Origin of the sequence: Pseudoalteromonas sp. CNAT2-18.1, assembly GCF_022347865.1 — a bacterium.
Taxonomy (GTDB): domain Bacteria; phylum Pseudomonadota; class Gammaproteobacteria; order Enterobacterales; family Alteromonadaceae; genus Pseudoalteromonas; species Pseudoalteromonas ruthenica.
This window is the reverse complement of the sequence record NZ_JAKRFR010000004.1, coordinates 446,520-459,077: the sequence shown is the minus strand read 5'-3', so window position 1 is coordinate 459,077 and position 12,558 is coordinate 446,520. Positions and strand designations below refer to the sequence as shown.

General features: G+C 45.3%; 11 protein-coding genes. 2 read left to right on the top strand and 9 right to left on the bottom strand.

The window, feature by feature from the left end; translation table 11 throughout:
* Window positions 1-296: 296 nt before the first annotated feature.
* Window positions 297-1,055 (bottom strand): hypothetical protein, encoded by a 759-nt coding sequence (locus MHM94_RS11485; RefSeq protein WP_235420111.1) that lies wholly within the window; start codon window positions 1,053-1,055, stop codon window positions 297-299.
* A gap of 142 nt (window positions 1,056-1,197) precedes the next feature.
* On the bottom strand, window positions 1,198-2,889 hold the full coding sequence (locus MHM94_RS11480) for a KAP family NTPase (protein WP_235420110.1): 1,692 nt from the start codon (window positions 2,887-2,889) through the stop codon (window positions 1,198-1,200).
* An 82-nt stretch (window positions 2,890-2,971) separates the two neighbouring features.
* On the opposite strand from MHM94_RS11480, the gene MHM94_RS11475 reads away from it, so the two are divergent.
* Window positions 2,972-3,109, top strand: a complete 138-nt coding sequence (locus MHM94_RS11475) for a hypothetical protein (RefSeq protein ID WP_235420109.1) — start codon at window positions 2,972-2,974, stop codon at window positions 3,107-3,109.
* A gap of 322 nt (window positions 3,110-3,431) precedes the next feature.
* Here the strand turns inward: MHM94_RS11475 and MHM94_RS11470 are convergent, their stop codons facing one another.
* The 7 genes from MHM94_RS11470 to MHM94_RS18445 form a co-directional block, all read right to left on the bottom strand.
* Entirely contained in the window at window positions 3,432-3,728 is a 297-nt protein-coding gene (locus MHM94_RS11470) for a hypothetical protein (protein ID WP_235420108.1), read from the bottom strand.
* A 47-nt stretch (window positions 3,729-3,775) separates the two neighbouring features.
* Entirely contained in the window at window positions 3,776-4,792 is a 1,017-nt protein-coding gene (locus MHM94_RS11465) for a S66 peptidase family protein (RefSeq protein ID WP_235420106.1), read from the bottom strand.
* A gap of 126 nt (window positions 4,793-4,918) precedes the next feature.
* Entirely contained in the window at window positions 4,919-5,395 is a 477-nt protein-coding gene (gene greA, locus MHM94_RS11460) for a transcription elongation factor GreA (protein WP_022946185.1), read from the bottom strand.
* 46 nt (window positions 5,396-5,441) lie between these two features.
* Window positions 5,442-8,660 carry a carbamoyl-phosphate synthase large subunit gene (gene carB / locus MHM94_RS11455; protein WP_022946184.1) on the bottom strand — a complete coding sequence of 1,073 codons (3,219 nt, stop codon included), beginning with the start codon at window positions 8,658-8,660 and terminating at the stop codon, window positions 5,442-5,444.
* Between the two features lie 18 nt (window positions 8,661-8,678).
* Entirely contained in the window at window positions 8,679-9,815 is a 1,137-nt protein-coding gene (carA, locus tag MHM94_RS11450) for a glutamine-hydrolyzing carbamoyl-phosphate synthase small subunit (protein ID WP_022946183.1), read from the bottom strand.
* A gap of 209 nt (window positions 9,816-10,024) precedes the next feature.
* A complete protein-coding gene (gene dapB / locus MHM94_RS11445; RefSeq protein ID WP_235420105.1) occupies window positions 10,025-10,831 on the bottom strand; it encodes a 4-hydroxy-tetrahydrodipicolinate reductase in 807 nt (268 codons plus the stop codon).
* A gap of 255 nt (window positions 10,832-11,086) precedes the next feature.
* Window positions 11,087-11,209 carry a hypothetical protein gene (locus tag MHM94_RS18445; RefSeq protein ID WP_268838372.1) on the bottom strand — a complete coding sequence of 41 codons (123 nt, stop codon included), beginning with the start codon at window positions 11,207-11,209 and terminating at the stop codon, window positions 11,087-11,089.
* Between MHM94_RS18445 and MHM94_RS11440 the strand changes: the two genes are divergently transcribed.
* Window positions 11,208-12,521: a Na+/H+ antiporter NhaC family protein gene (locus MHM94_RS11440; protein WP_022946181.1), complete on the top strand. Its 1,314-nt coding sequence runs from the start codon at window positions 11,208-11,210 to the stop codon at window positions 12,519-12,521. The two genes, MHM94_RS18445 and MHM94_RS11440, sit on opposite strands and share 2 nt — an antisense overlap.
* Window positions 12,522-12,558 lie beyond the last annotated feature (37 nt).

The window sequence follows — 12,558 nt, the reverse complement described above, 5'->3', positions numbered from 1 at the left end:
TAGTTGAGCCTGAAACTAACTGGAGCCACGAGCCAACTGACTTGAATAGTGCCTTCTTAAGGTTAACCGATGAATGTCTAGTGCCCCTAACCACCATAAGGAATGACAGAGTTAGGCAGTGATGAGAGCACAATAAGAGAGCCTCTATATGTGTTTGCCGTAAGCAATTTATTTAACGGCCACAATGACAGAGCGAAGTAGATTATTTTGCTAATTGAAAAACAGTTAGCTGCCTATCGGCAGCTAAAAAAGATTCTATTGTTTATTTGACGGAAGAAGGTTCATATGTGTTAGGCTTACCGTTTACCGTCTCTGTGTGCAACGGCGAAAATAAACGACACGGGTTTAAACTCCCCAGCCATGGCTCGTTCTTTTGCTTGTTGATATTCAGCTTTAGCTGAATCAGATAAAATGCTGTAGCTAGCCTTAGCTTCAACTGCTGCTAAAGTTTCAACTACCTTATCAGATGTCCAAGAACCACTTACTGTGATTACACTTATACCTGTGGATACATCCATATCTTTGGGAGTTTTAGCTAAACAATTTTGTAAATAAGCGTCCATAAATTCTGTGCTTAAATCGATACGTTTATACTCTAATTGAATTTTACTTGTGTCTGTGTTTTTGACTTTATTTTCTATTTCTGTATTAATATCAGCAGATAATCCAGGAGGTACTGGTACACCATTCATCTCAACGAGAGCAACAATATCCGCACTTAACTTGTTTGAGAATTTAGTTTTCTCGTCATCTTTGAGAGTGCCTGTCACTTTTTGTAAACCTGATATAACTACGTCAGATTCAGTAACTACAGCGTCGACACAAGCTGACGTTTCAAAGAAGCTTTTAAAACTTCTCCCTAAATAATTCTTAGGTTTCCCATCATAATCTTTTCCGCTTTTGACCTTAGAGTATTGTTGACTTGAATTTGGTTGACAATACGGTGAGGGGTAATTACCACAAACATATTCTGGATCAAGGGTGTCATAATATGGAACAGTGATCCCACAACCAGATAACGCAAACACACCTAGAACTAGTAAGTTATTTTTCATTTTATATCTCCATTTATTAAAATGCCCTCATAGACAACTTACTTCCTATGTAATACGGCGATTATTTTACCTATCGTATAAACTCAAAGCCAACTGTTTTTGTTCCGTTTAAAGGCCTTGTTATGTCTTCAATGCAGGTTAGTTAGCCATCTATTTCAATACCAAACTTCTTGACTCGTCGTTTGTTAATCTCACTTTCATTTGCGATTCTCTTTAAGGCTGAAACTGAATTTGTTAATAGAGGGCTGGGTTCGCCGTCTTTAGACGCATAATTTCCCAGCCTCAAACAGCTTTCAACATAGAGTGACAAATCAACCCCTTTTGTTTCTTTAAATATTTCATAAAAATCATCAGCTGACGTACTCGCTAGAATCGTTATATCCTTGTCATTCCAGCCATTTTGCTTCGAAACTCTAGCCAAAACAGACTTTGCCGATTCATCAATAACAATTTCTTTAAACTTATTAGCAAATTTCTCTCTAATTTCTGAATCAGTTACGTCTCCAGCAAATGGATTACTCATAAAGTCATTGAGATTAAATAAATTTGGTGTTTCTTTTCTACTTTCAATGTATTTATCAATAGCATCGCTTGCTTTTCCATCTTCACCAAGCTCCCTAAAAAGGGTAACAGTACCATTTAAATTCATTGGAGATATATGCTTAGCATTTGCAACTAAGCTTTCATAGAGAGCTTCAACCACTTCATCCTGATTATTGTCGAAATTATGATGGTATAACTCCCAAGCCTTGGTAAATGAGTTTTCAGATTTAGATGCCAAAACTTGCGAGTTTTTTATTTCTGCCTTTTCTCTAAGGTTATTTTCTACTATGTAACCTGTTTCTACTGCCTTGGCTAAAACAAGATCTAATTCATCAGTAATACCATACCCATATTCATGCAGCAGGACTTTCCACTTTTTGGTCTTCTCATCTTCATCCTTCTTGCCCCCGATGCCGTATGAGCTATATGAAGTTCTTGTTACGAAGTCAAAACTAGGTATTTCATCGTTGCCTTTAGAACAGTAATAAGCCCATGAAAACAGAACCAAGGTATGTATAATTTGGTACGTCACCTCAACTTCCAGTTCGTTAAGAACAGGAGTGGCTAGAGATACGAGTCTTTCGATTTTTTTTAATACTCGAATATTCTTAATATTTAACTTTTCTGCAAAATCTCTTAAATGTTCAACTTCATAACTGTCTCCTTCAAAAGCAATCTCAGCACACTCTCGTGATGAAGGAGAAAACTCAAGCTCCAAATCAATTACCTTTTCTCGGTATTTAAAATAATCATCTAAGCCATCTTCACCATCATTCAACAAAATGACAATTTTGCATTTTTTTTGTTCTTTAAGTAATGAGATTAAACCTAGAAAATCTTTAATATTTAACCCTTTGCCTTTTCTCTCTAAGTCATCAATGCATATTAGGGTTTCAGTAATAGATAAGAATGATAGCGACTCAATTGTTGAGCTAAAGTTTTTAATGAAAGGAGCTTCTCTAAAGAAGTTAAATGATTTTCGAGTGAATGAATCCGCTATTCCTGCAGAATTTTCCTTAAAGGTATCAATACTAGCTTCAGTGCCGACCAAGTCCCTTTTTACAGTGTTTTCAAAAATTGCATATTTAAATGAATCTAGAGAATTTATACCAAACAGAGAAACATACGAGTACTTAGGTAAAGCTATTACATTTTCAGATTTACACTCAGATAAATATTTTTTCCAACTATACGTTTTGCCAACTCCCCATGCCCCTTTTATACCCATGACTTCAGGAGTTGGTGAACTAACAAAAAGTTTAATCTGATGTTGAACTATTTCTATAGACATACACTCATTCCATGAAGAAGACATAACAGCTTATTAGTGAGATCTTGCAAGGTATGCTACCTTGTAAGGTAGGAGATTACCTATGTATAGACAAACTAATAAAGCTTCAAAAAATTATAGTAAATCATACACTAATCGAAAATTTGCTATAGAACAAGAAAGCTTTGTAGAGCCACAAAACATTCCTGAACTAAGAAGAATAATCGAAATCACCGATTAAGATAGTGGTGAACCCATTACTCATAAACTTGAACTGTATAAAACTGATCTGATCGGTTGTTATAAAGTTTTAGTCGACGGAAAGCTTTGGAAAAAGCGTATTGGTTGGAGCAACATCTTGGCAGGAATTAGAAAAGCCCTCCCTAGATTAGCTAGGGAGTGAGTGTCCGTACTTCGCCCAAAGCCACCATCAGAGCATTCACGTTAACTCGTTTTGGAGCAAAAACGAGTTATGTATAAAGGTGCGCTTCTTACACTAAGCCGACCATCCAGCCAGCCTATTTCCATTGCATTAGCGCAAAATGAAATTACCGATATAAAGCTTAGTTCTTGTGCGACAACAGTGAATACAGCGCATCGATACGTTTATTAATGCGCTTGTGTTGATTGTGCATGTCAAAGCCCTGAGCGAATATCAAAATCACCAGCACATAGAGTACTGGTTCGCTCAGCACCTCTGGGTACATGGCTTGTAATAGCATTACAACCAGCAAATTGCTAAGCAAACGCGCTACCCAGCTTTTCCATGTTGGCCGCAAATTATTAAACGTGGCTAAGCGTTGTTGTTGACGGCGTTGCTCCTCTAAACACCACTGCGCCATCGCTTTGTCCTTTTGCATTTATTAACTCCTTAAAAATTATATATCAGCCTTTGTATATCGCGCTGTTAGCGATAGTGCTGCACCAGGCTAAGTTCACCCTGTTTAAATTCACATTCAGTATCGGCACCATTAATCATCACCCAATTGGGCGCAACATGACCAATATCAGCATCGAGAACAACCGGACACGCCACTCCTTGGAGGGCATAATCAAGGGCATCATAGTAGCTAAAATCTCCCTGCCCTAGGCACAATGAACGCCCGAAAATAATGCCACTGAGATTCTCTAAGCCTCCAGTGGCGCGCACCGCCAATAAGCCCCGAGCAAATTGTGCCGGGCTCAGCTCGGCATTTTCCAAATACAAAATCACACCTTGATTGTTATGTGCTCGCCACTGCTTTAGGTTTAACAGCGAGCTACATAACAAAGGAAACAATGTATCGGCGCAGCCACCGATTAAACGTCCAGCAAACTGCGCTGAGTGCGACCCTGATAACATGCGCGTGTGAGTTGGCATATCTCCCTTAAAAACGGCTTTGGGATGCGTGCGGTAGTTGGGGTGTGTCGCCTGATAATATTGGCTACTGCGTTGTTGCAATTGCTGGCCTAAGCTCAAGTTCAGCGCCGTAAACACTCGCTCAACCTGAGCACTGCGGTCATTGATGCCTAATTGCATTAAATTAGCGCAGTGCATGGTTGCCCAATGGCAGCGATAGCTTAATACGGCGCTAATGGTGCTGATATCAGAAAACCCTGTTAACCACTTAGGTGCGGCATTGGCTAAGGCATCAAAATCCAAGTGGGGCAATAAATCTAAAGCGAAATCCCCACCCCAAGGCGGCATAATTGCAGCCACCGTCTCATCCAATAACAGTGCCATCAGCTCATTGGCACGCGCTTCAGGAGAGGCGCTCACTAACCCTTGTTTTCGTAGCGAGTCGCCCTCTCGTACTTGAAAGCCGCGTTGCTTAAGGCCCTCCAGTACATAATCCAAACGTGGCCAAAAAGGCGCATCAACACCCGAGGAGATCGCGGGAACGGCGATAGTATCACCGGGTTTTAACGGTGCAGGGTAACGCATGGGAGCTTCCTTGTTGAGTCATTTGCGCAGGCTATGTGCGCAGTACACGGTTTCCCTGCGCAAGTGCATCACTGCCATAAAAAAGCCCGCGTCAAGGCGCGGGCTTTTTAGAATGAATACGCTCGCTTAGAGGTATTCAACTTCGATAATTTCGTATTCCACCGCACCATTAGGTGTTTCAATGTTTACGCTGTCGTCGAGCTGTTTGCCGACAAGACCGCGAGCAATGGGTGAATTAACCGAAATCAGGTTATTTTTAATATCCGCTTCGTCGTCACCAACAATGCGATAACGTACTTCTTCGTCGGTATCCACATTTAATATGGTGACCGTGGTGCCGAAAATCACTTTGCCATTGTTCGGCATTTTAGTGACGTCGATAATTTGCGCATTCGACAGTTTCGCTTCAATTTCTTGAATACGACCTTCACAGAACCCCTGCTGCTCACGGGCAGCGTGATACTCAGCGTTCTCTTTCAAATCTCCGTGTTCACGCGCTTCGGCGATATCAGCGATGATCTTTGGACGCGTTACTGTCTTTAATTCGTTTAACTCTTCACGCAATAGCTCTGCACCGCGTGCGGTCATTGGAATTTTTTGCATAGTTTTCCCACTTACGGTAGGCCGCAGCAACACTGCGGCCAAGCGCTTAGTTTACTCGTTGGTGTAACTCTTGAACTGACGCTACGTGGCCACGATCGTCTGCTGAGTTAGCCGTACAGTTGGCAAACGCAGCATTCAAGGTGGTGGTGTAGTTTGTCTTGTGCATCAAGGCGCCACGACGTAACACTTTGGAATCCTCAATCGCTTGGCGACCTTCGGTGGTGTTTACGATGTAGCTGTACTCGCCGTTTTTAATGCGGTCAAGGATATGAGGACGGCCCTCAAATACCTTGTTTACACGGCGAACTGCGATGCCCGCATCTTCAAGCGCTTGCGCTGTCCCTGAGGTTGCGTCTAGTTCAAAGCCTAGTTCAGTCATGGTTTTAGCAAGCTCGATAGCTCGCGCTTTGTCACCATTACGTACTGATAGTAACGCGCGACCACCGCGTGGTAAAGCATTACCTGCTCCAAGCTGCGCTTTTGCAAAGGCTTCGGCGAAAGTATCACCAACGCCCATCACTTCACCGGTAGAACGCATCTCTGGGCCACGAATTGGGTCAACACCTTGGAATTTAGCAAAGGGTAACACCACCTCTTTAACACTGTAATAAGGTGGAATGGTCTCTTTGCTGATGCCTTGGCTCGCTAGGCTTTGACCAGCCATACAACGCGCCGCTACCTTAGCTAATGGCACGCCCGTCGCCTTTGATACGAACGGAATTGTACGCGCGGCACGAGGGTTCACTTCAATCAGGTACACTTCACCGTCTTTAACCGCGAACTGAGTATTCATAAGACCAATTACGCCCAGCTCAAGCGCCATGTTGCGCACTTGCTCACGCATAACATCTTGAATGTCTTGGCTCAGTGTATGGGCAGGTAGAGAACATGCCGAGTCACCAGAGTGTACCCCTGCTTGCTCGATGTGCTCCATAATACCGCCGATAATAACGGTTTCACCATCACACACTGCGTCTACGTCAACCTCAATGGCATCATCAAGGAAGTGGTCCAAAAGCACTGGGGCTTCATTAGACACCGATACCGCTTCATTCATGTAGCGGCGTAGGTCGTCTTCATCATAAACGATTTCCATCGCTCGACCACCCAGTACATAAGAGGGGCGAACCACCAGCGGGAAGCCAATTTCTTTTGATTTGGCAATCGCCTCTTCTTGCGACGTGACGGTGGCATTTTCAGGTTGCAGCAGGTTCAAACGCTCAACCATTTGCTGGAAACGCTCACGGTCTTCTGCACGGTCAATGGCATCCGGTGAAGTACCAATGATTGGTACACCGTTCGCTTCTAGAGCGCGCGCCAATTTCAACGGTGTTTGTCCACCGTATTGCACGATAACGCCTTTTGGCTTTTCAACACGCGCAATTTCCAGAACATCTTCAAGGGTGATTGGCTCGAAGTATAGGCGATCTGAGGTATCGTAGTCTGTTGACACTGTCTCAGGGTTACAGTTCACCATGATGGTCTCATAACCGTCTTCACGCATCGCCAGTGCTGCGTGCACACAGCAGTAGTCGAATTCGATACCTTGACCAATACGGTTTGGACCGCCACCGATAACCATGATTTTGTCTTTGTCTGAAGGCGCCGCTTCACACTCTTCATCATAGCTTGAGTACATGTAGGCAGTGTCTGAGCTAAACTCAGCTGCACAAGTATCCACGCGCTTGTATACGGGCAGAATATTCAGCTGCTGACGCTTTTTACGGATTTCTTTTTCCGACACACCGGCAAGTTCAGCAATACGCGCATCGGCAAAGCCTTTACGTTTTAAAGCGCGTAGGAAGTCGCCAGTAAGGCCAGCTAGGCCGCCTTCTTTGACTTTTTCTTCGTCTTTGATGATGTCTTCAATTTGCACCAGATACCAGCGGTCAATCTTGGTTAAATTAAATACATCTTCCACACTCATACCATGGCGCATCGCATCGGCGATGTACCAGATACGCTCAGCGCCCGGCTCACGTAGCTCGCGAGTGATTTTCTCAATCGCGCCTTTTTCACCAATAGGCAATACCGGGTTAAAGCCGGTCGCGCCTACTTCTAATCCACGTAGTGCCTTGTGCAGTGACTCTTGCTGATTACGACCAATAGCCATTACCTCACCCACCGACTTCATCTGTGTGGTTAGGCGGTCATTAGAGCCGGCAAACTTTTCAAAGTTAAAGCGTGGAATTTTCGTAACAACGTAGTCAATAGACGGCTCGAATGACGCCGGAGTTTTGCCACCGGTGATATCATTTTGCAGCTCGTCCAAGGTATAACCCACAGCCAGTTTGGCAGCGATTTTTGCAATCGGGAAACCAGTCGCTTTTGAAGCCAATGCCGATGAGCGTGACACTCGAGGGTTCATTTCAATAATGACCACGCGGCCGTTATCTGGATTAACGCCGAATTGTACGTTAGAGCCACCGGTTTCTACGCCGATTTCACGCAGTACCGCCATCGAGGCGTTACGCATGATTTGGTATTCTTTGTCGGTCAGTGTTTGTGCCGGCGCTACAGTGATTGAGTCACCGGTGTGTACGCCCATAGGGTCGAAGTTTTCAATTGAGCAGACAATGATGCAGTTATCATTTTTGTCCCGCACGACTTCCATTTCGTACTCTTTCCAACCCAGTAAGCTTTCGTCAATCAACAGCTCATTGGTCGGCGATAGGTCAAGACCTCGCGTACAGATTTCGTCAAACTCTTCCATGTTGTAAGCCACACCGCCGCCGGTGCCGCCCATGGTAAATGACGGGCGAATAATACATGGAAAGCCAATGCGCGAAAGCACATCGTGGGCTTCATCCATAGAGCGCGCAATTTCCGCACGCGGACACTCAAGGCCAATATTTTTCATCGCGGCGTCAAAACGCTCACGGTTTTCCGCTTTATCAATGGCATCCGCCGTGGCACCGATAAGCTCAACGTCATATTTGGCAAGCACGCCGTGCTTATCCAGCTCGAGTGCACAGTTCAACGCAGTTTGTCCGCCCATGGTTGGCAGCACCGCATCGGGCTTCTCTTTGGCGATGATTTTCTCTACTACTTCCCAGTGAATAGGCTCGATGTAGGTGGCATCGGCCATTTCTGGGTCGGTCATAATCGTAGCAGGGTTAGAGTTAACAAGGATTACCCGGTAACCCTCCTCTTTAAGCGCTTTACAGGCTTGAGCACCCGAGTAGTCAAATTCGCAAGCTTGACCGATAACGATCGGGCCTGCGCCTAAGATAAGAATGCTTTTTATGTCAGTACGTTTTGGCATTATTACTCCGGTCTTAAATTAGTTAGATTGCGCTTGCATCAGTTCGATAAAGTGATCGAACAACGGGGCTGCGTCATGGGGGCCTGGGCTAGCTTCTGGGTGGCCTTGGAAACTAAACGCAGGCTTATCGGTGCGGTGGATACCTTGTAAGGTACCATCAAACAACGATTTATGTGTCGCTCTAAGGTTCTCTGGCAAGCTTGCTTCATCCGCCGCGAAGCCATGGTTTTGCGCAGTGATCATCACTACCCCACGGTCAAGGTCTTTTACCGGGTGGTTACCACCGTGGTGGCCAAATTTCATTTTTGCAGTGCTTGCACCTGAAGCCAGTGCTAATAATTGGTGACCAAGGCAAATGCCGAAAATAGGGATGTTTTTATCAAGGAAGGTTTTAATGGCGTCAATGGCGTAAGTACAAGGTTCTGGATCGCCGGGGCCGTTAGAGAGGAAAATGCCATCGGGATTAAGCTTTAACACCTCTTCTGCCGAGGTTTGTGCCGGCACCACCGTGAGCTTACAGCCTCTATCCACCAACATCCTGAGAATGTTGCGCTTAACGCCAAAGTCGTAGGCAACCACATGAAACTTTTCATCCTCAGCGCTTAGGGTTTTAAAGCCCTCGCCCAGTGTCCAGCTCGTTTCGCGCCACTCGAATGGCTCGCTGGTACAGACTTCTTTGGCTAAATCCATGCCTTTCAACCCAGGGAAGGCTTGCGCCGCTTCCAGGGCTTTATTCTCATCAACCTCATCGCCCGCGATGATACACCCGTTTTGCGCCCCTTTATCACGAAGGATACGAGTCAACTTACGGGTATCGATATCGGCGATGCCTAAAATGTTACGTTCTTTTAGGTAATCGTCGAGCGATTGTTGGTTGCGGAAATTACTCGCTAGCAGTGGCAAATCGCGGATAACTAGGCCTTTAGCCCAGATACGTGCCGCTTCTTCGTCTTCGCTGTTAGTACCCGTGTTCCCGATATGCGGGTAAGTCAGGGTAACGATTTGTTCGGCATATGACGGATCAGTCAAGATTTCTTGGTAACCAGTCATCGACGTGTTGAATACTACTTCACCCACTGACATGCCGTCAGCGCCGATCGCAGTACCGCGAAACACTGTGCCGTCTTCTAGGACTAACAGAGCGGATTTAGTCAAGTTAACCTCCTAACAGTAAAAAACGGGAGTAAAAATGACCGATTTACTACCCGTTTGCAGCGCTTGGTTATACGCATTATGAAATTTTGGCAAATTGACGATATTCTACACGAGAGTCGGAGAAAGATCTAATTAAAAGTTTGTAAATATAAAAAACAGCACCTATTCAATGAAAAACTCCCGAAACTCGTAAAAACACCCTTAAAGTTCTATAGTTCGAGCACATCTTGCATAGTATAAAAGCCAGGTTGCTTATTTTGCACCCACTTCGCAGCCCTCACAGCTCCTTGCGCGAACGTCATTCTTGAGCTTGCTTTGTGTGTTAATTCAAGCCTTTCACCCATTAATGCAAAGTAAGCCGTATGTTCACCAACTATATCGCCACCTCGTAGCACCGAATAGCCAATTTCCTTTTGAGATTTGGCCTGCTCACTTTGTGAGCGGTCATACACAGCGATGTCATCGTGTTGCCATTGTTTGGCTTCGGCAATGGCTTCACCAAGGGCTAATGCGGTCCCTGATGGTGCATCAATCTTATGGCGGTGGTGAGCTTCGAAAACCTCTATGTCGGCGTCATCACCCATTTTCTGCGCTGCCGTTTGCACCAAATTAAGTAATAAATTAATACCGACGCTAAAGTTACGGGCAAAAACAATGGGGATATGCTCGCTGGCATCATACAAACGCTGCATTTGTTGCTCATCAAGCCCGGTGGTACCAATCACCATCGGCGTGCCTTTAGCAACGGCGATATCAAGGTGGGCCAGCATGCCAGCAGGAAGGGTGAAATCAATCAGCACGTCACACTGACTTTGCTCATCGAAGGCGCTAAAAGCTAAGCCCTCAGCGTGTTCGCTTAGGTCTTTAACTACATTGTTAACATTGACACCGAGCAGTTGTGAGTGCGCGCGTACATAAGCGCCTGCGAGCTGCGTGTCACCATCATTATTGGTTGCAGCTAATAACACTTGCCCCATTCGGCCATTGGCACCGAGTACCCCTACACGAGCAGACATATATTTTCCTTCAATCAATGAAATACTGATAGCCTCTATGCTAACGCAGATGCACAGGGTGCGCGAGTGAGAAAGATTCAAAACAATGCCCTGCGGCCATGTCGTGTGCGATTTCATTTTAAGCCCAGGGTAAGCCCGCTAATTATGGCTAAGCGCTCGATAATGTTAATTTTTTGTGTTACTACTGGGTAAAATAACAACAACCACAATGAACGCCGTAGACTTTAGCCGTCCATACGTATAAACTGCCCAAAATTACGCGCCGATTTGGTCTTTGGCTTGCGGGCGCACGCAGGGTTTGATGGACAAATCATGCGAAAGAAATACAGCTAAAAGAAGAACTTTTGGCTGTTGGCGATCATTTTTTGAGGTATTCATGCAGCCTACTTACAACGCAACAACGGCAAAACTGTCGTTGCTTCCACTGCTTATTTTTGTCGCGCTATTTTTGGGCACTGGATTGTATTTGCAATCGCAAGGTGTCGATTATGCGTTTTACCAACTCCCTGCCCCAGTCGCGATTCTACCAGCCATCGTTATCGCCTTTTTGATAACAAAACAAAGTATTAATGCCTCGGTGGAAACCTTTATTCGTGGTGCTGGGCATAGCAACATCATCACCATGTGTTTGATTTATCTATTGGCTGGCGCATTTTCCGCTGTTGCTGGAGCCACTGGTGGCGTTGATGCTGTGGTCAATGCTGGTCTGTCTTTTATTCCTGCAAGTATGTTATTACCTGGGCTGTTCTTAATAGCCGCGATAGTATCGACGGCCATGGGCACGTCTATGGGCACCATTGGCGCCATCGGCCCAATCGCCCTTGCCGTCTCGGCGAAAACAGGCATCGACCCTGCACTTATGGCGGGTACTATCGTCTCCGGGGCCATGTTTGGCGATAACTTATCGATCATATCTGATACCACCATTGCGGCTACACGCACCCAAGGCTGCGAGATGAAAGACAAATTCCGTGAGAATTTGAAAATCGCCCTGCCTGCCGCCATTTTAACTATTACATTATTGGTCATGCTCACACCACCGCCACAACAGGTAGAAGTAGCGGAGTTTGACTGGCTCTTAGTGTTGCCGTATTTCTTTATTCTTGTGCTTGCGGTGATGGGACTGAATGTCTTTGTAGTGCTCTTTAGCGGCATAATCTTCGCAGCAATAATGGGCTTTACAGGCGACTACCAAGGCGGAGCCTTTGTAAAAGACGTTTATCAGGGTTTCAGTGACATGCAAGAGATTTTCTTGTTATCCATGTTCATCGGTGGCCTGTCGGAGTTTATTCGCCGAGGTGGCGGGCTGGATTACCTTGCCAATAAAATTCAAGCGTTGACCAAAATCATTGCCCGTTTCAATCGCAAGGTGGCTGACCAAATTGGTATTGCGCTGCTGGTGATGACATCGAATTTGTGTATTGCCAATAACACGGTCTCCATTATTGTCGCAGGCCCAGTGGCTAAAAAGCTCGCAGACGATGGCGACATTGCAGCAAAGCGCTCGGCCAGCTTACTGGATATTTTCGCCTGTGTACTACAAGGCTCATTGCCTTACGGCGCCCAAGCTCTGCTACTAGGTGCAACGTTTAGCATTAGTCCATGGCAGGTATCAACCTCGGCTTATTACTGCTTCATCTTGGCTGTTACGGCAATTATTACCATCATACTGCGGCGCCATCGCGGTTAAATCAACGCCATGCAGATGGTGGTTGTTCGCCATCATC

Bases quoted from the DNA above. Each gene is read 5' to 3' on its own strand.
- MHM94_RS11485 (WP_235420111.1), bottom strand. From the start codon at position 1,055: ATGAAAAATAACTTACTAGTTCTAGGTGTGTTTGCGTTATCTGGTTGT.
- MHM94_RS11480 (WP_235420110.1), bottom strand. From the start codon at position 2,889: ATGTCTATAGAAATAGTTCAACATCAGATTAAACTTTTTGTTAGTTCA.
- MHM94_RS11475 (WP_235420109.1), top strand. From the start codon at position 2,972: ATGTATAGACAAACTAATAAAGCTTCAAAAAATTATAGTAAATCATAC.
- MHM94_RS11470 (WP_235420108.1), bottom strand. From the start codon at position 3,728: ATGCAAAAGGACAAAGCGATGGCGCAGTGGTGTTTAGAGGAGCAACGC.
- MHM94_RS11465 (WP_235420106.1), bottom strand. From the start codon at position 4,792: ATGCGTTACCCTGCACCGTTAAAACCCGGTGATACTATCGCCGTTCCC.
- greA (WP_022946185.1), bottom strand. From the start codon at position 5,395: ATGCAAAAAATTCCAATGACCGCACGCGGTGCAGAGCTATTGCGTGAA.
- carB (WP_022946184.1), bottom strand. From the start codon at position 8,660: ATGCCAAAACGTACTGACATAAAAAGCATTCTTATCTTAGGCGCAGGC.
- dapB (WP_235420105.1), bottom strand. From the start codon at position 10,831: ATGTCTGCTCGTGTAGGGGTACTCGGTGCCAATGGCCGAATGGGGCAA.
- MHM94_RS11440 (WP_022946181.1), top strand. From the start codon at position 11,208: ATGCAGCCTACTTACAACGCAACAACGGCAAAACTGTCGTTGCTTCCA.
- MHM94_RS18445 (WP_268838372.1), bottom strand. From the start codon at position 11,209: ATGAATACCTCAAAAAATGATCGCCAACAGCCAAAAGTTCTTCTTTTA.